The sequence below is a fragment of the Klebsiella sp. 141240 genome (assembly GCF_050600805.1).
Classification (GTDB): Bacteria; Pseudomonadota; Gammaproteobacteria; order Enterobacterales; family Enterobacteriaceae; genus Klebsiella; species Klebsiella aerogenes.
On record NZ_JAQIRK010000003.1, the window covers coordinates 542,913 to 563,532 of the forward strand.

18 protein-coding genes are annotated in these 20,620 nt (G+C 55.6%); 7 read left to right on the forward strand and 11 right to left on the reverse strand.

All coding sequences use genetic code 11. The annotated features are described in order from the left end of the window. Nucleotides 1-55: 55 nt before the first annotated feature. The 3 genes from ftrA (at nt 56) to mgtS (ending at nt 1,572) form a co-directional block, all read left to right on the forward strand. Nucleotides 56-1,060 (forward strand): transcriptional regulator FtrA, encoded by a 1,005-nt coding sequence (gene ftrA / locus PGQ95_RS08445; RefSeq protein ID WP_113373450.1) that lies wholly within the window; start codon nt 56-58, stop codon nt 1,058-1,060. 61 nt (nt 1,061-1,121) lie between these two features. Continuing rightward, on the forward strand, nt 1,122-1,337 hold the full coding sequence (locus PGQ95_RS08450) for a DUF4177 domain-containing protein (RefSeq protein WP_015366741.1): 216 nt from the start codon (nt 1,122-1,124) through the stop codon (nt 1,335-1,337). Between the two features lie 139 nt (nt 1,338-1,476). Then, nucleotides 1,477-1,572 (forward strand): protein MgtS, encoded by a 96-nt coding sequence (gene mgtS / locus PGQ95_RS08455; protein ID WP_004102377.1) that lies wholly within the window; start codon nt 1,477-1,479, stop codon nt 1,570-1,572. A gap of 120 nt (nt 1,573-1,692) precedes the next feature. On the opposite strand, the gene PGQ95_RS08460 is transcribed toward mgtS, so the two are convergent. The 3 genes from PGQ95_RS08460 to PGQ95_RS08470 all read right to left on the reverse strand — a co-directional run bounded on the left by PGQ95_RS08460 (nt 1,693) and on the right by PGQ95_RS08470 (nt 4,386). Then, nucleotides 1,693-2,649 carry a sensor domain-containing diguanylate cyclase gene (locus tag PGQ95_RS08460; protein WP_316423851.1) on the reverse strand — a complete coding sequence of 319 codons (957 nt, stop codon included), beginning with the start codon at nt 2,647-2,649 and terminating at the stop codon, nt 1,693-1,695. A gap of 41 nt (nt 2,650-2,690) precedes the next feature. Next, nucleotides 2,691-2,939, reverse strand: coding sequence for a hypothetical protein (locus PGQ95_RS08465; protein ID WP_045394583.1), 249 nt, complete (start codon nt 2,937-2,939; stop codon nt 2,691-2,693). Nucleotides 2,940-3,321: 382 nt separating this feature from the next. Further along, a complete protein-coding gene (locus PGQ95_RS08470; protein ID WP_113373451.1) occupies nt 3,322-4,386 on the reverse strand; it encodes a LacI family DNA-binding transcriptional regulator in 1,065 nt (354 codons plus the stop codon). A gap of 207 nt (nt 4,387-4,593) precedes the next feature. Here PGQ95_RS08470 and PGQ95_RS08475 point away from each other — a divergent pair, with 207 nt between their 5' ends. Together PGQ95_RS08475 and PGQ95_RS08480 are read left to right on the forward strand one after the other, a co-directional pair. Continuing rightward, on the forward strand, nt 4,594-7,701 hold the full coding sequence (locus PGQ95_RS08475; RefSeq protein ID WP_430917716.1) for a beta-galactosidase: 3,108 nt from the start codon (nt 4,594-4,596) through the stop codon (nt 7,699-7,701). Between the two features lie 41 nt (nt 7,702-7,742). Continuing rightward, nucleotides 7,743-9,008: an MFS transporter gene (locus PGQ95_RS08480; protein ID WP_087860685.1), complete on the forward strand. Its 1,266-nt coding sequence runs from the start codon at nt 7,743-7,745 to the stop codon at nt 9,006-9,008. A 4-nt stretch (nt 9,009-9,012) separates the two neighbouring features. Here the strand turns inward: PGQ95_RS08480 and PGQ95_RS08485 are convergent, their stop codons facing one another. From PGQ95_RS08485 to dcp, 3 genes are all read right to left on the reverse strand, one after another. After that, nucleotides 9,013-10,128 carry an AAA family ATPase gene (locus PGQ95_RS08485; RefSeq protein WP_087860684.1) on the reverse strand — a complete coding sequence of 372 codons (1,116 nt, stop codon included), beginning with the start codon at nt 10,126-10,128 and terminating at the stop codon, nt 9,013-9,015. 24 nt (nt 10,129-10,152) lie between these two features. Beyond that, nucleotides 10,153-10,413: a hypothetical protein gene (locus PGQ95_RS08490; RefSeq protein ID WP_015705301.1), complete on the reverse strand. Its 261-nt coding sequence runs from the start codon at nt 10,411-10,413 to the stop codon at nt 10,153-10,155. Nucleotides 10,414-10,768: 355 nt separating this feature from the next. After that, nucleotides 10,769-12,808 carry a peptidyl-dipeptidase Dcp gene (gene dcp / locus PGQ95_RS08495; RefSeq protein WP_430917749.1) on the reverse strand — a complete coding sequence of 680 codons (2,040 nt, stop codon included), beginning with the start codon at nt 12,806-12,808 and terminating at the stop codon, nt 10,769-10,771. A 172-nt stretch (nt 12,809-12,980) separates the two neighbouring features. On the opposite strand from dcp, the gene ydfG reads away from it, so the two are divergent. Together ydfG and PGQ95_RS08505 are read left to right on the forward strand one after the other, a co-directional pair. Continuing rightward, nucleotides 12,981-13,730 carry a bifunctional NADP-dependent 3-hydroxy acid dehydrogenase/3-hydroxypropionate dehydrogenase YdfG gene (gene ydfG / locus PGQ95_RS08500; RefSeq protein WP_113373456.1) on the forward strand — a complete coding sequence of 250 codons (750 nt, stop codon included), beginning with the start codon at nt 12,981-12,983 and terminating at the stop codon, nt 13,728-13,730. Nucleotides 13,731-13,823: 93 nt separating this feature from the next. Next, nucleotides 13,824-14,510, forward strand: coding sequence for a GntR family transcriptional regulator (locus PGQ95_RS08505; protein WP_087860681.1), 687 nt, complete (start codon nt 13,824-13,826; stop codon nt 14,508-14,510). A 44-nt stretch (nt 14,511-14,554) separates the two neighbouring features. On the opposite strand, the gene PGQ95_RS08510 is transcribed toward PGQ95_RS08505, so the two are convergent. From PGQ95_RS08510 to manD, 5 genes are all read right to left on the reverse strand, one after another. Further along, nucleotides 14,555-14,986 (reverse strand): universal stress protein, encoded by a 432-nt coding sequence (locus tag PGQ95_RS08510; RefSeq protein ID WP_430917720.1) that lies wholly within the window; start codon nt 14,984-14,986, stop codon nt 14,555-14,557. Between the two features lie 249 nt (nt 14,987-15,235). Then, on the reverse strand, nt 15,236-16,699 hold the full coding sequence (locus PGQ95_RS08515) for a mannitol dehydrogenase family protein (RefSeq protein ID WP_430917722.1): 1,464 nt from the start codon (nt 16,697-16,699) through the stop codon (nt 15,236-15,238). A gap of 208 nt (nt 16,700-16,907) precedes the next feature. Then, entirely contained in the window at nt 16,908-18,290 is a 1,383-nt protein-coding gene (locus PGQ95_RS08520; protein WP_430917724.1) for an MFS transporter, read from the reverse strand. A gap of 42 nt (nt 18,291-18,332) precedes the next feature. Then, a complete protein-coding gene (locus tag PGQ95_RS08525) occupies nt 18,333-19,352 on the reverse strand; it encodes a Zn-dependent oxidoreductase (protein WP_430915203.1) in 1,020 nt (339 codons plus the stop codon). A gap of 10 nt (nt 19,353-19,362) precedes the next feature. Continuing rightward, nucleotides 19,363-20,577, reverse strand: coding sequence for a D-mannonate dehydratase ManD (gene manD / locus PGQ95_RS08530; RefSeq protein ID WP_087860676.1), 1,215 nt, complete (start codon nt 20,575-20,577; stop codon nt 19,363-19,365). Nucleotides 20,578-20,620: the final 43 nt, after the last annotated feature.

The following is a 20,620-nucleotide window of genomic DNA, read 5'->3' on the forward strand; positions in this document are numbered from 1 at the left end:
TGTCTGTGGTAACACTACTTTAACCACCACCGTACCCGGACCACCGCCCCCATTGATGACAGAAAACGCTGAAATCCTGACAACCCACAATGTGACACTGTCACCACCAAAAGTCGTCGTTCTGGCCTATGACGGCCTGTGTACCTTTGAGTTCGGCGTGGCGGTGGAGATTTTTGGCCTCCCGCGCCCGGAAATGGGCGAAAGTTGGTATCGGTTCGCGGTCGCCGCCGTCGATGATGGCGAGCTTCGCGCCACCGGTGGTATCCGTATCGTCAGCGATGGCGGGCTGGCGCTGCTTGATGAAGCGGACACCATCGTCGTACCCGGCTGGCGAGGCATAGAAAGCGATGTTCCTCAGGCTTTGTGCCAGTCGCTGGCGGCAGCGTATGCGCGCGGCTGCAGAATCGTCTCTATCTGTTCCGGTGTATTTGTGCTCGCCGCCGCCGGATTGCTCAATGGACGGCAGGCCACCACCCATTGGCGTTATACTGCCCGGCTGCAGGAGCGTTTTCCGTTGATTGAGGTGGTGGAAGACGTGCTGTACGTCGGCGATGCGCGGCTGATGACCTCCGCCGGCAGCGCCGCGGGCATCGATCTCTGCCTGCATCTGGTGCGCGAAGATTTCGGCCATGAAGCGGCGAATATCGTCGCCCGGCGGCTGGTGGTGTCGCCGCACCGCGACGGTGGGCAAGCGCAGCAGGTGATTCGCCCGGTGGCGACAGCGCGTGAAAGCCAGCGCCTCGGCCAGCTGTTTGATTACCTGCATCAGCATCTCGCTGAGAGCCATACCCTTGCCTCGCTGGCGCAGCGAATGGATATGAGCCCGCGTACTTTCTTGCGCCGTTTTCAGCAGGCGACCGGCAAATCACCGGCCCGCTGGCTGCTCGATGAGCGCCTGCTTCGTGCCCGCCAGCAGCTCACCGATAGCCGTCTCAGCATCGACAGAATCGCCGAAATCTGCGGTTTCGCTAATGCCAGTACGCTACGTCATCACTTTCGCCAGCAATTCGCCGTGAGCCCGCTGCAATATCGAAAAAAGTTTTCCACCGGTCAGTGGTAATATTAAGATGGCCTGCGACAATAATTCGCGTCGTTGAATTACACCTGCAAGGATTAAGCTGATGAAAAAAGAGTGCCGCGTCGTTATCTATAAAGAGGGGCTGCTGGGCAGTATGTTTTTCGGCGAAGCCAAGGCCGATCCCGATAAAATGAGCCGGTTCCTCACTGAGTACACGCAGCAGGGCTGGGAAGTCAAAACCATGGCGGTCGAACGCCGCCGCAGCGCCCTGTTCTGGTCGCGCGAAGCGTATTTATTTGTGCTCGAACGCGCCATCTGATGCGTTAATTTATTTCATATAACATAACGCCATTCTGGTTAATCGTTTGTTTAGATTGACCAGGATACTATCTATTCAACAACCGTAAACCCTGTTCAATGAGGACAACATTAGCGCATAAATAAGATGGAGGTAGACCATGCTGGGAAATATGCATGTTTTTATGGCCGTACTGGGAACAATCCTGTTCTTTGGTTTTCTGGCCGCGTATCTAAGCCACAAATGGGATGACTGATGAACGACGATAATCCCCACCCGTAAGCGCCCCCTGCTGCTGTTGCACCAGGGGGCGTTCTGCTTTAAGTCACTTCTTCGAACGCCTGCCACATCATCCCCACCGCCTGTTTACTGCCGCTTATAAGGTTTTTCTACGCTTGCGCGAATACATCACTTCATCGCTTTGTTTAAGCATATCCCCAAGCGTCGGATAACGGCTGGCATCGCTCTGTAGCTCGCCGTAAGAGTAATTAATGTTATAGGGCTTACCTGACGTCTGGTTGTAATGATCGACACTCTCACGCAGCTTTTGCAAGAATGTGTCGGCACGCCCGTTGCGGGTAATCATCGCGGCGAACTCATCGCCGCCTAAACGGCCGACAACCTCGCCTGGCAGCAGATGTTGCGCCAGAAACGCCGCAAAGGTTTTTAGCACCTCGTCGCCTTCCGCATGCCCCCACAGATCGTTAATGGGTTTGAATTTATCGAGATCAAAAAAGACCAGGCTAAACGGGGTTGAGTTACTCGTAAGCGTACGGAAACGTTTATCGCCGATGCGGTAAAAGCCGCGTCGGTTAGCGATGCCGGTCAGACTGTCGGTCATCGCCATGCCAATCACCTGGAACTCATCCTCGACGATATACGCCAGATCCTTGAGTACGGCGATCTCTTCATCGTTAAAATCGCGCGGCGTGGTATGAATCAGACATAGCGTGCCGGCCACGGCGCCATCGGGCAGATGGACAGGATAGCCCGCGTAGAAGCGGATATAGGGTTCGCCCGTCACCAGCGGGTTATCATAAAAACGATCGTCATTGACCGCATCGTTAACGATGAAGGCGCCGTCCTGCAAGATGGCGTGGGCGCAAAAAGAGATATCGCGCCGGGTCTGGCGAATCCCCAATCCCTGACAGGCGAGCAGCCACTGCCGTTCACGGTCGAGCAGGCTGATGAGTACCACCGGCACCTGAAAAATTTTTTTAGCCAGCCGGGTGAGGCGTTCGAAACGCTCATCGTCACGGGTATCCAGCAGGTCCGCCAGATACAGCGATTTCAGTCTTTCTTCTTCATTTTCCGGTACGCCTGGGAATTTCATAAAGCCTCATTGCAATAAAGCGAAAAAATCAGATGGCGGGATTAATGAGCAGCCGATGAAAAGCGCGTCAGCGCCCCATACCAGTCATAGCTGCCCTGGGTACCAATTTCGCGCTCCCCCTCCTCCAGCTTCAGCAGAAAACGTCGTTTGTTGAGCTGATCGAGGTTATGAAAGTAATTCGCCAGCCGTCGGGCTAAATCTTCATACATGGCGAAAGCCACCGCGGTCCCTTGCGCCGCATCGGCGTATTTAGCAAATTCGTTCTTAATCGCCTGAAAATCATCGTTCATTGAAAGCACCACCTCCTGTTACATTGTCATCAGTATGGTTAGCCCTGGCCGTTTTTTCCATCCCAATAGCTATCCGCATTTTATGCTGGCTTAAAAAATACGGCCCGCGGAAAACCCGAGACCTATGCCATAAAAAACAACGTGTTTACGCTGCTATCAGCGCAAATTACCGGCAACCAGCAGAAGATAATAAAATCGACAAGCGACGAGACCGGGGCGAATGGGCAAAAAAAAACCGCCATGTGACTGGCGGTGAATAAATGCTTGCATGGATAGATCGTAGATTGTATTTAGCGTTTTCGTAGAAAAGCGTCGGGACTTCCTACGTCTGACTCGCAGGCTAGCACGCCCTTGTTCAATAAATCTTAAACCGCAGACGTACTCATAGCTTCTCCACCAGCGCTTTAAGTTCCGCGATCAGCGGCGCGGTATTATCCTGCGTCCCGAGCGGCCACGTCGACTGGCGTACCACCAGCCGCGCCGGCAGCAGTTCGCGCAGGCGGCCGGTCGGCGCCGCCATCTGCTGCATCAGTAATTCCACCGCCCGGCGGCCTAACAGATCAAAATCCTGGGCGACAGTGGTAAGCGGCGGCTGAAAGTAAAGGCTATCGGCCGTATCGTCATAACCGGTCACCGAAATCGCCTGGCTGCCGCGTCGATTAAGCTGCGCCAGCGCGCTTAACACCCCAAGCGCCATCTGATCGTTGGCGACCACAATCGCGCTTAATTTCGGGTTTTTATGCAGCAACTCGAAGGTTTTTTGCCAGCCGCTGGCGGCGCTCCAGTCACCGAATACCGTGATCGATTGACTGACCCCCAGCCGGTGCAACGTTTCGCGCCAGCTGCCAAGGCGCATCCGCGCCGACACCGAGCTTTCCGGCCCGGCCAACAGGCCGAACTCGCGATGTCCTAATTCCCAAAGGTGGCGCACGCAGGCGCCGCAGCCATCACGATGATCGAAACGCACGCAGGAGACATCCGTCTCCGGCGAGACATCGAGAAACAGACAGGCGATATCCGTATTTTCCGCGGCCAGCCGTTCGGCGACGCTGCTCTCAAGCGGCAGGCTGATAATGGCGCCTCTAATATGCTGGGCGCGAAACTCATCCAGCCGCGCCTGCAGCGCCGGATAATCACTTTGCGCCGGCATGGCAATGGCGACCTCCAGCCCCTGCTCGCCGGCATACCGTTTCACCGCCGCGGCAATTTGCGACGGCGCGTGTAAGGTCAACGACGCGGTGATAAGCCCTATCGATGCCGCCGCTTTGCCCGCCAATAGCTGTGCCGAACGGTTAGGCACATAGTGCAGCGTCTGCATCGCACGCAGCACCTTTTCACGGGTGCGCTGCGCCACAATCTGCGGGTTATTCACCACCCGCGAAACCGTCTGCTGCGATACGCCCGCCTCGCGGGCGACATCTTCTAAAGTGGCTGAACGGCGCTGCATCGCATACTCCTGTCAGTGAAAAGGCTTAATGTCTTACGCTAACATTTTATGTCTTCCTTACGACAGAAATCTGCTATTTCAGCCGTGATTCGTGATCGTGAATGGGTTTCATTTTCGCCAACATTGCGGGTCGGTGGAAAATACCCGATAACCCGATGAGATTGTTTAGCGAATAACATTTATTACCATTATCCGTCAGGTATGCGTATGCAACGATATGATTCAGGCGCCGCTCGCGGTCCCGCTTTTCACGAAGTTCTGGCCCGCCAGGACTGGCAGAACCAGACTATCACTCACCTCAACCGACTGCCCGCTCATCCCTCTTTTGCCAGCTGGCGCGATGCCGATGCGGCGCGCGACAACCGCCCTTCCGACCGCCGCCGTCAGCTGGACGGCGAATGGCAATTTTCCTATGCCCGCAGTCCATTTCAGGTGGATGCCAGCTGGCTACTGCATGACCTGCCCGACAGCCGCCCGACGCCGGTGCCTTCAAACTGGCAAATGGAGGGATATGACGCGCCGATATACAGCAACGTCCGCTATCCGATTGATACCGTGCCGCCGCGGGTGCCCGAAGACAACCCTACCGGCTGCTATTCGTTACAGTTGACCGTCGATGAGGGGTGGCGGGCCGAAGGGCAAACGCAAATTATCTTTGATGGCGTCAACTCCGCCTTTCATCTGTGGTGCAACGGCGAGTGGGTCGGCTACTCCCAGGATAGCCGCCTGCCCGCCGCCTTTGATTTAAGCCCGTATCTGCAGCCAGGCGCCAACCGCCTGTGCGTGATGGTGATGCGCTGGAGCGCGGGCAGCTGGCTTGAAGATCAGGATATGTGGCGCATGAGCGGTATCTTCCGTTCGGTCTGGCTGTTGCATAAACCGCAGGCCCGCCTCAGCGATGTGCAATTAACCCCGCAGCTCGATGCTCTATATCGCGACGCGCAATTGCAGGTCAAACTTAGCGTCGAGGCCGCGCCTGAAGCGCTGGCGGCGCTGGAAGTGGAGGTCGCGCTGTGGGATGGCGAAACACGGATTGCCAGCCAGCGCCAGCCGCTGGGTACGCCGATTGTTGATGAACGCGGCAGCTACGGCGAGCGGGCAATCGTCAATCTCGACGTCGAGCGCCCGCGACTGTGGAGCGCCGAGCAGCCGCATTGCTACCGCGCGGTGGTGTCGCTATGGCGCGGCGAGACGCTTCTGGAAGCGGAAGCCTGGGACATGGGTTTTCGCCAGGTCGAAATCCGTGACGGGCTACTGTTACTCAATGGCAAGCCGCTGCTGATTCGCGGCGTCAACCGCCACGAACATCATCATCAGCGCGGCCAGGTGGTCATCGAAGAGGATATGGTGCAGGACATTCTGCTGATGAAGCAGAACAATTTCAACGCCGTGCGCTGTTCGCACTACCCCAACGCCCCGCGCTGGTACGAGCTATGCAACCGCTACGGCCTGTACGTGGTAGACGAAGCCAATATCGAAACTCACGGCATGGTGCCGATGAATCGGCTGTCTGACGATCCGACCTGGCTTGCCGCTTACAGCGCGCGCGTCACCCGTATGGTCCAAAGCAACCGCAACCACCCCTCGATCATTATCTGGTCGCTGGGTAATGAGTCCGGCTGCGGCGACAACCATCAGGCCATGTACCAATGGTTGAAGCACAACGATCCTTCGCGGCCGGTACAGTATGAAGGCGGCGGCGCCGACAGCAGCGCCACCGATATTATCTGCCCGATGTACGCCCGCGTAGAGCGCGACCAGCCCTTCCCGGCGGTGCCCAAATGGTCGATCAAAAAGTGGATCGGGATGCCTGGCGAGCAGCGTCCGTTGATCCTCTGCGAATACGCCCACGCGATGGGCAATAGCCTGGGCAATTTCGCCGATTACTGGCAAGCCTTCCGCGACTATCCACGCCTGCAGGGCGGTTTTATCTGGGATTGGGCCGACCAGGCAATCGAGAAAACATTCCCGGATGGTAGCGTCGGCTGGGCCTATGGCGGCGATTTCGGCGATAAGCCTAACGACCGGCAGTTCTGCATGAATGGCCTGGTATTCCCCGACCGGCGCGCCCATCCTTCGCTTATCGAGGCCAAACATGCGCAACAGTATTTCCAATTCGCCTTGCTCGAACAAAATCCGCTGCGGATTGCTATCACCAGCGAATACCTGTTCCGCGCCACCGATAACGAAACGCTGCGCTGGCGCGTAGAGTGCGCCGGAGAAACGATAGCCAGCGGCGACTTAGCGCTGACGCTGGCGCCGCAAGAACGGGCGGAATTCACCCTTAGCGACAGCCTGTCCCTGCCGCGCGGCGCCCGCGATGTCTGGCTGCAGCTCGAAGTGATTCAGCCGCAGGCGACGTCATGGTCTGAGCCCGGTCATCGCGTCGCCTGGCAGCAGCTAACGCTTGCCGCGCCGCTGGCGCTAGCTGAGACCTCCGCCGAAGGCCCGGCGCCCGTCCTGACGATTGAGCCCACGCTCTATCAGGTCAGCGTCGGATCCCAGCGCTGGGTTATCGATCGCCAAAGCGGACGTTTAAGCGAATGGTATTGCGCGGGAGAACAGCAACTGCTGACGCCGCTGGAGGATCAGTTTGTCCGTGCGCCGCTGGACAATGATATTGGCGTCAGCGAAGTCGAACGTATCGATCCGAACGCCTGGGTCGAGCGCTGGAAGAACGCCGGTCTGTACCAGTTGACGACCCGCTGTGTGAAATGCGAGGCGCAACAGCTACCGCGGGAGGTGATAGTTGATAGCTACTGGCACTATCTGCACGGCGAAGAGACGGTCATTGCCAGCCACTGGCGCATGACCTTCACCGCCGACGGCAAGCTCCAGCTCACCGTTGATGGCGAACGAGCCGCCACGTTACCGCCGCTGGCGCGCGTCGGGCTGCGCTTTCAGGTCGCCGATCAGCACGCTGAGGTCAGCTGGTTGGGATTAGGGCCGCACGAAAACTATCCGGATCGCAAAAGTAGCGCCTGTTTTTCACGCTGGCAACAGCCGCTGCGCGAGATGAGCACGCCCTATATCTTCCCCAGCGAAAACGGTCTGCGCTGCGATTGCAAAGCGCTGGACTGGGGACGCTGGCACGTCGCAGGCCAGTTCCACTTTTCGGTGCAGCCGTACAGTACGGAACAGCTGATGACGACCGATCACTGGCATCGCATGGCGCCGGAAAAAGGCGTCTGGATCACGCTCGACGGCCAGCATATGGGCGTGGGCGGCGATGATTCCTGGACACCAAGCGTTCTGCCACAGTGGCTGCTGCTCGAGGCCCAATGGCGCTATCAGGTTACGCTTCATTGTCAATAATAACGGGGGCTTCGGCCCCCACCGCACAGGTATAATAAGATATGAAACTCTCTGAACTCACGCCCCGCGAACGGCACAATTTTATCTATTTCATGCTGTTCTTTTTCTTTTACTATTTCATTATGTCGGCTTACTTTCCCTTTTTTCCGGTGTGGCTGGCGGAAGTAAACCATTTAACGAAAACCGAAACAGGGATTGTTTTCTCCTCCATTTCGCTGTTCGCGATAATTTTCCAACCGGTGTTTGGCCTGATTTCCGATAAGCTCGGGCTGCGTAAACATCTGCTGTGGACCATTACCGTACTGCTTATTTTATTCGCCCCCTTCTTTATTTTTGTCTTCTCGCCGCTGCTGCAAATAAACATTATCGCCGGCGCTCTGGTGGGGGGCGTTTATTTAGGCGTGGTATTTTCCAGCGGTTCTGGCGCTGTCGAGGCCTATATTGAACGCGTCAGCCGCGCCAACCGTTTTGAATATGGCAAAGTGCGCGTCTCGGGCTGCGTCGGCTGGGCGCTTTGCGCGTCAATTACCGGTATCTTATTCGGCATCGACCCGAATATTACCTTCTGGATAGCCTCCGGTTTTGCGCTGGTGCTTGGCGTGTTGTTATGGCTATCGCGTCCGGAAGCCAGCAGCAGCGCGCAGGTTATTGACGCCATCGGCGCCAACCGCCAGGCCTTTTCTCTACGTACGGCGGCCGAACTGCTGCGAATGCCGCGCTTCTGGGGATTTATTATTTATGTGGTGGGCGTCGCCAGCGTGTATGACGTTTTCGACCAGCAGTTCGCAAACTTTTTTAAAGGCTTTTTCGCCACGCCGCAGCGCGGGACCGAGGTCTTCGGCTTTGTCACTACCGGCGGTGAATTACTCAACGCAATGATTATGTTCTGCGCCCCGGCAATTATTAACCGTATCGGTGCGAAAAACGCCCTGCTGACGGCCGGCATAATTATGTCGATGCGCATTCTCGGATCTTCATTTGCGACTTCGGCGGTGGAAGTGGTCATTTTAAAAATGCTGCACATGTTTGAATTACCGTTCCTGCTGGTCGGGACCTTCAAATATATATCTTCCGCATTTAACCCTAAGCTTTCCGCCACCCTATTTTTAATCGGCTTTAACCTGTCGAAACAGCTTTCCGGCGTAGTGCTTTCGGCCTGGGTCGGGAGGATGTACGACACCGTGGGTTTTCACCAGGCCTACCTTATCCTCGGCTCAATCACCCTGAGCTTTACCCTGATATCGCTGTTTACCTTAAAGGGCGGTAAGACGCTGCTACCCGCGGCAGAGTATAACAACGCGGCCTGAGAGATTAACGTTCCGTCAGGGATGACGGCAACGCCGCTTTAATTTGCGTTTGCCCACCGTTGTTTTCCAGTTCGTAGAGGCGGCACTCCGCTCGCGCCGAGATCAATTGCGCCAGCTCAGCCGAATGGCTGGTGAGCCAGATCTGGCTATAGCGTGATGCCTCGACAATCAGTCGCGCCAGCGCCGGGAACATCTGGCGATGCAGGCTGTTTTCCGGCTCATTAATGGCGAGAAACGCCGGCGGCCGTGGGCTGAGCAAAGCTACCGCCAGGCACAAAAAACGCAGGGTGCCGTCAGACATCTCCGCCGCCAGCAGAGGCCGATAAATCCCCTCCCGGCGCATCTTCATCACGAAACGCGAGTTTTCGTTCTCGCAGAAAAAGGTACAGTCGGGAAACGCTTCGCCGAGGATTTCATGCAGCAACTCCTCAGCGCCGATTTCGACGATAGTCTGAAAGGCCGCCGCCAGATTGCCGCCATCGCTATCGAGCACCGGCGAACGATAGCCGACCGTCGGCTGGCGGAGCGGTGAAAGCCTGCCGATGGCAAACTCATGGTAAAAACGCCAGCGGCGCATGGTCTCCCGCACGCGCGACACTTCCGGGAAACGATGCGGCTCGCCTAGCTGGCCGAAAATAGACTCGTTTTCGTAAATAGTATCGGTGAAGGTACTTTTTTCACCGTTGACGTCGACCAGGAACGCCGCCTGGTTTTTCCGCTGCAGTACACGCGACGACGGCCGGCGGTTAAAGCCCGACAGCCAGATATTCTCTTCTTTAACGATCGGATCGAGCATGAATTGCGTCGGGTACGGCAGTTTTTCCGGAAACCCGACCTGCAATTCATATTCAAATTCATCGGTCAGGCAGGCGATTTGCAGACGCCGCGGATGGCGATCGGTTGGCGCCTGCTTTCCCGACCACATGATATTCTCCAGTCCGCCCTCCTCGCTGACATAGCTGGAAAACTGGCCGTCAGCCGAGGCGGTTAACAGATGGATCGCTTTGTAGATATTCGATTTTCCGCAACCGTTAGGGCCGAACACAATGTTCAGCGGCCCCAGTTCCAGTTCAATCTCTCTGACTGAACGGAAGTTGTTAATACGAATACGGTTAATCATGCCATTCCTCAGGCGCGCCGACGCTCAACTGAGCGATTTTTTCATGCCACGCGTTAAGGCGACTCTGGCGAGCTTATCGGCATCCAGGTGTGTATCACTAAACACGCCGAAAAACAGGCGTTCATTATCAATAACCTGCGACACCACCCGGTAGTTCAGCGGCAGCCCGGATGGCGCGCCGTACTGCGCAGGGGTGACGGAAACTTCCGTCGCGGTGTCGGCGACGCTGACCAGCAGACCATCTGCTTTGCCACCTACCAGCATGACCTTAATTAACGGGTGCACTGTGTTCCTCCCGAGTGGGGTCAAAAATGTCATTGAACAAGTCCCAGGCCACGCCCAAGCGTCGCAGGAAAAAACATCGTCGTAAGTACTTTTTTATAGTTCATAGCGGCCTGGAATATAAAAAAAAACAAATTGCACTTTGTAAGCACGCATTATTAGTAGTAAAGGCCGACAAATGATGAAGGAAAAAAGTGGAATTGTGAATCTTAACAACTCTTATTTGTTGCGCCTGGCATTGAGAATGGTCGCAAAATGTACATTGGTGACAGTGGCATGCCGTGCGATTTGGTAACTCCTACAAGGCGCAAAGCGCCGCCGCCGGGAAAAAACCTGGCGGCGGCGGGTAGCACAGTATCTACAAACCGCGATTTTTCAACATCGGCTCGTTCAGCGGATCGTGCCCGCGCCAGTCGCGATACAGCGCGTCGAGATCGCTGCTGTTACCGCGCGATAAGATCGCCTCGCGGAAACGTTGACCGTTTTCCCGGGTTAATCCCCCCTGCTCGACAAACCACTGATAACCGTCGTCGGCAAGCATTTGCGTCCACAGATAGGCATAGTAGCCCGCCGCATAACCGCCGCCGAAAATATGCGAGAAATAGCTGCTGCGATAGCGCGGTGGAACCGCCGCCAGATCCATCTGCTCCTCGCGCAGCGATTGCTGTTCAAAAGCATCGACATCCTGCGGCAGCGCCTGCGTGGTGACGCTGTGCCAGCGCATGTCCAGCAGCGCCGCCGCCAGCAGTTCGCTCATGTCATAACCCTTATTGAACGTTGAGGCGCGGAACATGCTGTCGCGCAGATCGTCCGGCATAGCGTCGCCGGTCAGGTAGTGCTTCGCATAATGGGCGAAGACCAGCGGCTCGCGGGCCCAATGTTCATAAATCTGCGACGGAAACTCGACGAAATCGCGCGGCGTATTGGTGCCAGAAAGGCTCGCATAGCGCTGGTTAGCGAACAGGCCGTGCAGCGCATGGCCAAATTCGTGGAACAGCGTGATGACGTCATCCCACGATAGCAGCGCGCAGCCGCCGGCTTTTGGTTTCTGGTAGTTGCAAACGTTGTAAATGACCGGACGCTGGGCACGCAGCGTCGATTGCTCGACGAACACGTCCATCCAGGCCCCGCCGCTTTTGCTGTCACGCGAGAAATAATCGCCGTAAAACAGCGCCATGCCTTCGCCGTTGGCATCAAAGATTTCCCATACCCGCACATCGGGATGGTAAAGCGGAATATCAAAACGTTCGACAAAACGGATGCCAAACAGCTGGGAGGCGGTCCAGAAAACGCCATCTTCCAGCACCCGGTCCAGAGCGAAATAGGGTTTTAGCTGCGCTTCATCGATGGCGAATTTAGCGCGCCGCACCTGCTCGCCGTAATATAACCAGTCCCAGGCCGCAGCCTGAAAATCGCCGCCCTCTTCATCAATAACTCGCTGGATGTCGGCAAGCTCCTGTTCGGCGCGGCGGCGGGCCGCAGGCGCGATGCGGCGCATAAAAGCCAAAGCCTCAGACGGCGTTTTCGCCATCTGGTCGGCCATCGACCAGCTCGCGTAATCGGCGACGCCCAGCAATTCAGCCTTACGCGCGCGGATTTCCGCCAGCCGCAAAACCAGTTCACGGGTGTCGTTGGCATCGCCCTTCTGGTTACGCGTCCAGCCTGCGGCGAACAAATTGCGCCGGGTCTGGCGATCGGCAAGGGCCTGTAGCGCCGGTTGCTGGGTGGTATTGGTCAGCGCCAGCAGCCAACGGTCGTGCAGGCCTTTGTCGCGCGCGGCATCGGCGGCGGCGGCAATCTCATCCGCGGCCAGTCCGTCAAGCTGGTGTTGATAATCAACGACCAGACCGCCGGACTTCACCGCCGCCAGCAGACGCTGCTGGAACTGACTTTGCAGTGACGCTTCCTCGGTATTCAACGCTTTTAGCGCAGTTTTCTGCTCTTGCGCCAACGCGGCTCCCGCCAGCTGAAAACGCTGCCAGCTCACCTCGAGCAGACGACGCGACTCCGGATCCAGACTCAGGGCGTCGCGCTGCTGCCAAACCTGTTTGACTCGCTGGTACAGCGCATCGTTGAGCCAGATATCGTTGCCAAGCTCGGCGAGCTCGGCTGAGAATTGTTCGTCCAGTTGCTGTATCAGCGGATTGGTATTCGCCCCGGCCATCGCGAAAAAGACTCGGGTTACCCGGCCTAATAGTTGGCCGCTCTGTTCCAACGCAACCAGGGTATTGTCAAAATCCGCCGGCGCCGGGTTATTGATTATCGCCGCAATCTCCTCGCGCTGGCGCCGTACACCCTCATCAAAAGCCGGGCGATAATGACTATCTTCAATCAAATCAAAATGCGGCGCCTGGTACGGCAGCAGGCTGACGTGTAAAAAGGGGTTATTGTCCGACATCATTCTCTCCTGAACGCGGGTATCCACTAAGATTAGGCAACTCATTGATTGGCCGCAATGATTTATCCAGCCAGCGCGTTATACCAACAGATGACGATACGATTTTCCTTTACCGCGCGGCGTTATCGCGTGCTATGTTATGACAACACAAAAAGCGTTGAGGAACAGTAAGATGATTATTCTGGTGACTGGTGCAACTGCTGGATTTGGCGAAAGTATTACTCGTCGTTTTATCGCTAATGGCCACAAAGTTATCGCCACCGGGCGTCGTGAAGAGCGCCTGAAGACGCTCAAAGAGGAGCTTGGCGATAACCTGTATACCGCGCAACTCGACGTGCGTAATCGCGCCGCCATTGAAGAGATGATCGCCGGGTTGCCTGCACAGTGGCAGGCTATCGATGTTCTGGTGAATAACGCCGGCCTGGCGTTAGGTCTGGAACCCGCCCATCGCGCCAGCGTTGAAGATTGGGAAGACATGATCGATACCAATAATAAAGGCCTGGTGTACATGACCCGCGCGGTGCTGCCGGGGATGGTTGAGCGTAATCGCGGCCATATTATTAATATCGGTTCGACCGCCGGCAGTTGGCCCTACGCTGGCGGTAACGTCTACGGCGCGACCAAAGCGTTCGTGCGCCAGTTCAGTCTAAATCTGCGCACCGATTTGCACGGTACCGCGATTCGCGTCACCGATGTCGAGCCGGGCCTGGTAGGCGGCACCGAGTTCTCCAACGTCCGTTTTAAAGGCGACGATGCGAAAGCCGGTAAAACTTATGAGAACACCCAGGCGCTGACGCCGGAAGATGTCACCGAAGCGGTGTGGTGGGTCGCGAATCTGCCGAAACACGTCAACATTAACACGCTGGAGATGATGCCGGTCAGCCAGAGCTTTGCCGGTCTCAGCGTCCATCGTGAGGGCTAACGTCCTCTGCGGCCTGGCCTGCGGGCCAGGTCTGGGCGGAACGGCAAAAAACGAGTAAAATAATGCTCATAACCCATTAAAAAGTAATCATCAATGGCCGCAGAAACGCAACTGAATCCGACCCAGCCCGTCAATCAGCAAATCTATCGCATCCTTCGCCGGGATATTGTCCATTGCCTGATCCCGCCGGGAACCCCGCTGTCGGAGAAAGAGGTGTCGGTGCGATTTGATGTCTCCCGCCAGCCGGTACGCGAAGCCTTTATCAAATTGGCGGAAAACGGGCTGATTCAGATCCGCCCACAGCGCGGCAGCTATGTGAATAAAATCTCGATGACCCAGGTGCGTAACGGCTGTTTCGTGCGCCAGGCCATTGAGTGCGCGGTAGTGCGCCGCGCGGGATCGATGATAAACGATGAACAGCTCTATCAGCTGGAGCAAAACCTCAATCAGCAGCGGGTGGCGGTAGAGCGTCAGCAGCTCAATGATTTTTTCCAGCTCGATGACGAATTTCACCAGAAATTGTCCCTTATCGCCGACTGCCAGCTGGCGTGGGACACCATTGAAAATATCAAAGCAACCATCGACCGGGTGCGCTATATGAGTCTCGATCACGTGACCCCGCCGGATATGCTGCTGCGTCAACATCTCGATATCTTTAAAGCGCTGGAAAAACGCGATCTTGATGCCGTAGAACAGGCGATGAATATCCATCTACATGAAATTAGCGAGTCGGTATTGTTGATTCGTCAGGAAAATAGCGAGTGGTTCAGCGAAGAATAATGGGATAAACGGCAGCCAACGTCGCGTAGCTGCCGTAAAATAGATTACCGCACCACTAACACCGGAACTTTGGCATAGCGTAAAACGGATTCGGCGTTTGAACCAAGAAGATGGGTTGAAATACCCGGTTTGCGAGAACCAATAACGATAACGTCAAAATTCTCTTTTTCGCTCAGCGCTAATATTTCATCGCGCACATTGCCAAAAACAATGCGGGTATGGATCCGCGTCGCCGGGGTAGAAAACAACCGCGAGAGATCGCGCATTTTCTTTTCCGACTCCTCTTTCATGAAGGCTTCAAATTTACGAATATCCGCCGTGAAGCCGCGCAGCAGGGAACTGGTGCTGTTTGGCAGCACGTTCAGCAACGTGATTTCACCCTCTTCGGCAGATGCTAAAAAATCCGCGTGACGAACGGCCTTATCGCTTAAATCCATTTCAAAAACATCGACCGGCAACAGTATTTTTTTGTACATAGCCTGAGCTCCTTAGTCCTGAAGAAACCGTTGGGATGATTTTATTCTGCCATATTTAAACGTATGGGAATACGATCAATCACCCAAATAAATACTTCAGAGATAAAAATAAATTTCAGCAATGTATAATTAATTATAGATTTTTAGAGTGATGTACAGGCGGGAAATATCAAAAGGTATTCGTATTGCTAATACAAAAATAGCCCGGCACGTTATACGTTACCGGGCTACTAATGGAATGATGGTTTTTTACTGGGCTTTAGCCCATTCGGCAACGGTCGCCTTCGCGCCGTGAATCTGTAAAGAGAGATACGCCGCCGTCACCGCATCGACAAAACGCGCTTCCTGCGGCAGGCTATCGCCGAAAATGGCCTTAATACCCAGCAGCGCCTGCACGCGTTCGCTACCCTCTTTACTGCCCTGCACCGCCTGTTGAATGACCGGCAGCAGCGGATCGCTGATTTCAATCGCCTGCCCCTGATCATCGACGCCGCTCACGTAGCGCATCCAGCCGGCAATACCCAGCGCCAGCAGGCTGAAATCACTGTGATGCGCCAGGTGCCAGCGAACGGAGTCCAACATACGCTGCGGGAGCTTCTGGCTTCCGTCCATCGCAATCTGCCAGGTGCGATGCTTAAGCGCCGGATTACTATAACGCTCAATGAGCAAACCCGCATAACGCGCCAGATCCACGCCCTGTACACTCAGCGTCGGCGCTTGCTCTTGCAACATTAACGCCTGCGCGGCACGGCGGTAGTTATCATCCTGCATGCAATCATTGATATGCTGATAACCGGCGAGATAGCCCAGATAAGCGAGGAACGAATGGCTGCCGTTGAGCATTCGCAGCTTCATCTCCTCAAACGGCACCACGTCAGTGACCAGCTCCGCGCCGGCTTTCTCCCACTGCGGACGACCGGCGACGAAGTTATCTTCGATAACCCACTGGCGGAACGGTTCACAGGCCACACCGGCCGGATCGCGCACTCCGGTGAGTTGTTCAATTTTATCCAGCGTATCTGCGGTCACGGCCGGAACGATCCGGTCGACCATTGTGGAAGGGAACGTCACGTTCTGCTCAATCCACTGCGCCAGTTCGTCATCAACGGCGCGGGCATACGCACAAACTACGTTGCGCATTACGTGGCCGTTTTCCGGCATATTATCGCAGGACATGACGCTGAAAGGCGGCAGACCGGCGGCGCGACGGCGCGCCAGCGCTTCTACCACCACGCCCGGAGCCGATTTCGGCTGGTGTGGAGTTTGCAGATCGGCGGCAATCAGCGGGTTATCGAGCTGCAGCTGGCCGGTGGCCGGAGAGTGGCAGTAGCCTTTTTCGGTGATGGTCAGCGAGACAATCGCCACCTGCGGTTCGCACATTTTTGCCAACACGCTTTCCAGGCCGTCGACCTGCGCATGCATCGCCTGCTTCACCACGCCGACGACGCGCGCGGTCCAGGCATCGGCGGACATTTCAGCCACCGTATAGAGCAGGTCCTGCTGTTGCAAATCGGCAATCTGCTGCTCACCGCCAATGAGGTTCACTTCGGTATAGCCCCAGTCGCTGCCGTGTTCGGCGGCAAGGATATCAGCGTAAACCGCCTGATGGGCGCGGTGGAAAGCCCCAAAACCGAGATGAACGATGCGAGAAACCAGCTTGCTGCGATCGTAAGAAGGAAGCGTTGCCCTGGCGTTTAAAAGCGTGTTTTCCATGGTGTCTCTCATTTTTATGATGACTGATAAATCATTCTCAAACAGAATGTTTTGGTGAGGTAAACCATCGCACGCAATTGGTATGACATCTTTGATTTCCATCAACTACCATACAAGAAGATTCAGCGCTGTCGCGTTTCGTGATCCTGCGCGCAATGGCGGGAATGAAGCCGGGAGTAAACCCGGCTATCAAGGGTTAACGATATGATTATGATTTCGCGTATTGGCCATTCGCGTTTAGCGCCTGGCGCGTACCGGCATCCGCCGCATCATGGTCCAGACTCAGGTCACGGTCGCACACTTCCGGCATCAGTAATGACGAGATAAGACCGATAGCTGAATAGCAAATCAGCATCGCGACAATCGGCCACCACGAACCGGTTACGTTACAGAAGATACCGGCCAGTACCGGCCCGAATCCCACCGCCACCAGACCGCCGGCCTCTTTTGAGATAGCCATTCTGGTGAAGCGATTACGCGAGCCGAACATTTCCGCCATAGTGATATTTTCCAGCGCGAACAAGCCCAGCACCGCCACGTTATGAATGACAATCAGCGATAGCATAATCGTGCTGGCGCTATAACTTTTATCGACAATAATAGCCAGCATCGGCCAGGCCAGAATAATGGCCGAAATATTCACGATAATATAAGGCAGACGGCGCCCAACTTTATCCGACAGCCAGCCTAACAGCGGGATAGTAATAAAACCAATCACTGAGCTAATCATTAAGGCATCGGTCGGAATAGCCTTATCAAATAATAGAGTCTGTACCAGATATCCAGCGAGGAATGTTTGCAACAAACCGGAATTACCGGCCTGTCCAAAGCGTAACCCGGTCGCCAACCAGAATGATTTGCTTTTTAACATCGCGCCGAACGTATTTTGCGCGGCGGCGGCTTTAGCCTGAATTTCATCGGCTTCATTGACCTGTTCAAATACCGGGCTCTCTTTCAGATTCAAACGCAACCAGATGGCAAAGATCATTACCACGACGCTTGCGAGGAACGGAATACGCCAGCCCCAGGCGATGAGCTGTTCGCGATCGAGCAGGAAGAACATTATCGCCCAGATGGCCGTGGCGCTCAGCGTCCCGCAGTTGGTGCCCATCGCCACCAGAGAAGAGATGATGCCGCGTTTGCCCTTTGGCGCATACTCCGCCAGCATGGTGCCGGCGCCGGAAATTTCAGCACCCGCCCCCAGCCCCTGAATAATACGCAGGGTCACCAGTAACACTGGAGCAAAAATGCCAATCTGTGCATAGGTAGGTAAAACGCCGATTAACGTGGTACAAATTCCCATCATGGTGATGGTAATAAACAGAACTTTTTTACGCCCGATGCGGTCCCCCATTTTACCGAATATAAAAGCGCCGACGATCCGCGCAATATATCCTGCGCCATAGGTTCCCATCGCTAATATCAGCGCCATGGCCGCCGACTGTTCCGGGAAAAATATCTCATGAAAGACCAGCGCGGCGCCTAAAGAATAAAGCTGGAAATCCATAAATTCCAGTGCCGTGCCAAGCCAACCGGATACCGCGGCGCGGATAAGATCCGTGGTACTTCTCTCATTTTTAGCTGTCGTCATAATAATAATCTCTAAAGTAGGATACAGCGAGGTTATTTATATTTATGCGTTGAAGGTTAATAACACCTTACAACAATGCTTGCGGTCTTCTTCAAATAACGTCATGGCATCGACAACATGCTCGAAAGCAAACTGATGGGTGATTAGCCGATCCGGATTAATTAATCCGTTTGCCAACCATTCGAGAACCAGCGGGAATTTATTGGCATTAAGTCTGGATGAATAAATAGTGAGCTCTTTGCCGGTGATCCCCTGCTGGGCCACCATTGAAGGTTCGGTAGAAAAACCCATCAGTACGATCCTGCCCGCTGGCGAGGCCAGTGCGATGGCCTCTGCGAAAATCGCCGGGTGGCAGGCGGCGTCGATAATCAGCGTCGGCCGGATCCCCTGCGCTTCCAGCGCCTGCGCCAGCGGCTGTTCCTGATTATTGATGGTCCAGTCGGCGCCGTTTTGCTGCGCCATCTGCAGCCGCTCGGGGATCCGATCGGCGACGATCACCTGCCGCACGTTATAGACGCGCTTGAGCACCTGAATGGTGGTCAGCCCCATCGGCCCGGCGCCGTAGACCAGCGCGATATCCTGTTCGCGTGGTTTAGCCTGGCCGGTGACATTCGCCGCAATAGTAAAGGGCTCCACCATTACCGCGTGATGGTCGCTCACGTTCTCCGGTACCGGCCAGGCGTTTTTGGCCGGTACCACCGCGTATTCGCTAAACCCGCCATCGCGATGGACGCCCAGCACCACCAGCGAAGCGCAGACGTTGGGCTTACCGACCGAGCAGGGATAACAGTGGCCGCAGCTGATAACCGGATCAACCGTCACCCGCTGGCCTACGATTTTATCCGTTACGCCCTCGCCCACGGCATCAATCACGCCGAAAAACTCGTGGCCGATGACCCGCGGATATTTGGCGAACGGGTTATGTCCACGATAGATGTGGCTATCTGAGCCGCAAATTCCCGCCAGTTTCACCTTTACCCGCACTTCTCCATTTCCCGGCTGCGGCAGCGGCCGTTCTTCAATCGCCAGCGCGTTTGGCTGTTGGATAACAATGCTTTTCATTTTTCTCTCCTTACCAATTCCACAGCGTGCCATCTTCGAGGCGCGCCACCGGCAGACAGGCGGGTTCATAGGGGTATTTCGCCGCCAGCTTCTCGTCGAATTCGATGCCCAGCCCCGGTTTATCGCCCGGATGCATATAGCCATTGTCAAAACGCCAGCTATGCGGGAAGACCTCCAGCATCTGTTCGGAATAGCCCATGTACTCCTGCACGCCGAAATTTGGCACCCACAGGTCGAAATGCAGCGCCGCCGCCATGCATACCGGAGAGAGATCGGACGGCCCGTGAGAACCGGTACGTACCTGGTACAACGAAGCAAAATCGGCGATACGCCGCATGCCGCTGATCCCGCCGGCGTGGGTAATGGTGGTGCGGATATAATCAATGAGCTGCTCTTCAATCAGCTGTTTGCAATCCCAGATGCTATTAAAAACTTCGCCGACGGCAATCGGCGTGACGGTATGCTGGCGAATTAGGCGGAAGCAGTCCTGATTCTCTGCCGGTGTCGGATCTTCCATCCAGAACAGACGATACTCCTCAACGCTTTTACCAAAGCGCGCCGCCTCGATCGGCGTCAGGCGATGGTGCATGTCGTGCAGTAAGTGCTCGTTGAAACCAAATCGTTCGCGCACGGCGGCAAACAGCCGCGGGGTGAAATCGAGATATTTTTCCGTTGACCACAGCTGCTCTTCCGGCCACACGCCTTTGGTCGCCGGCTCGTACGCCTGACCTTTACCCTTGGCCATGCCGTAGGTGGTTTTCATCCCCGGAATACCGCACTGCACGCGAATCGCCTTAAAACCCATTTCCTGATGGCGGGCGTAGTCGTCCAGTACTTCATCAATGGAATGACCGGTGGTGTGGCAGTAGACCATCACTCCTTCGCGCGAGGCGCCGCCCAGCAGTTGGTAAAGCGGCATTCCGGCGGCTTTGGCTTTGATATCCCACAGCGCCATATCAACGGCGGAAATCGCCGACATGGTCACCGGGCCGCGGCGCCAGTAGGCACCTTTGTAGAAGAACTGCCAGATATCTTCGATGCGGTGAGCATCACGGCCAATCAGCTGCGGGCAAAGGTGATCTTTCAGGTATGAGGCGACCGACAATTCACGGCCGTTGAGCGTGGCATCACCGAGGCCGACAATCCCTTCATCGGTGGTGATTTTTAAGGTGACGAAGTTACGCCCTGGGCAGGTAACGAACACGTCGGCGGCAACGATCTTCATGGGTAATTCCTTGCATCTGTACGGTTAGTGATCAAAATTAAAT

What these genes read in the sequence shown, in the direction of transcription:
- ftrA (WP_113373450.1), top strand. Translation starts at nt 56, where the DNA reads ATGACAGAAAACGCTGAAATCCTGACAACCCACAATGTGACACTGTCA.
- PGQ95_RS08505 (WP_087860681.1), top strand. Translation starts at nt 13,824, where the DNA reads ATGGCCGCAGAAACGCAACTGAATCCGACCCAGCCCGTCAATCAGCAA.
- PGQ95_RS08515 (WP_430917722.1), bottom strand. Translation starts at nt 16,699, where the DNA reads ATGGAAAACACGCTTTTAAACGCCAGGGCAACGCTTCCTTCTTACGAT.
- PGQ95_RS08470 (WP_113373451.1), bottom strand. Translation starts at nt 4,386, where the DNA reads ATGCAGCGCCGTTCAGCCACTTTAGAAGATGTCGCCCGCGAGGCGGGC.
- ydfG (WP_113373456.1), top strand. Translation starts at nt 12,981, where the DNA reads ATGATTATTCTGGTGACTGGTGCAACTGCTGGATTTGGCGAAAGTATT.
- dcp (WP_430917749.1), bottom strand. Translation starts at nt 12,808, where the DNA reads ATGTCGGACAATAACCCCTTTTTACACGTCAGCCTGCTGCCGTACCAG.
- manD (WP_087860676.1), bottom strand. Translation starts at nt 20,577, where the DNA reads ATGAAGATCGTTGCCGCCGACGTGTTCGTTACCTGCCCAGGGCGTAAC.
- PGQ95_RS08525 (WP_430915203.1), bottom strand. Translation starts at nt 19,352, where the DNA reads ATGAAAAGCATTGTTATCCAACAGCCAAACGCGCTGGCGATTGAAGAA.
- PGQ95_RS08465 (WP_045394583.1), bottom strand. Translation starts at nt 2,939, where the DNA reads ATGAACGATGATTTTCAGGCGATTAAGAACGAATTTGCTAAATACGCC.
- mgtS (WP_004102377.1), top strand. Translation starts at nt 1,477, where the DNA reads ATGCTGGGAAATATGCATGTTTTTATGGCCGTACTGGGAACAATCCTG.
- PGQ95_RS08485 (WP_087860684.1), bottom strand. Translation starts at nt 10,128, where the DNA reads ATGATTAACCGTATTCGTATTAACAACTTCCGTTCAGTCAGAGAGATT.
- PGQ95_RS08520 (WP_430917724.1), bottom strand. Translation starts at nt 18,290, where the DNA reads ATGACGACAGCTAAAAATGAGAGAAGTACCACGGATCTTATCCGCGCC.
- PGQ95_RS08510 (WP_430917720.1), bottom strand. Translation starts at nt 14,986, where the DNA reads ATGTACAAAAAAATACTGTTGCCGGTCGATGTTTTTGAAATGGATTTA.
- PGQ95_RS08475 (WP_430917716.1), top strand. Translation starts at nt 4,594, where the DNA reads ATGCAACGATATGATTCAGGCGCCGCTCGCGGTCCCGCTTTTCACGAA.
- PGQ95_RS08450 (WP_015366741.1), top strand. Translation starts at nt 1,122, where the DNA reads ATGAAAAAAGAGTGCCGCGTCGTTATCTATAAAGAGGGGCTGCTGGGC.
- PGQ95_RS08460 (WP_316423851.1), bottom strand. Translation starts at nt 2,649, where the DNA reads ATGAAATTCCCAGGCGTACCGGAAAATGAAGAAGAAAGACTGAAATCG.
- PGQ95_RS08480 (WP_087860685.1), top strand. Translation starts at nt 7,743, where the DNA reads ATGAAACTCTCTGAACTCACGCCCCGCGAACGGCACAATTTTATCTAT.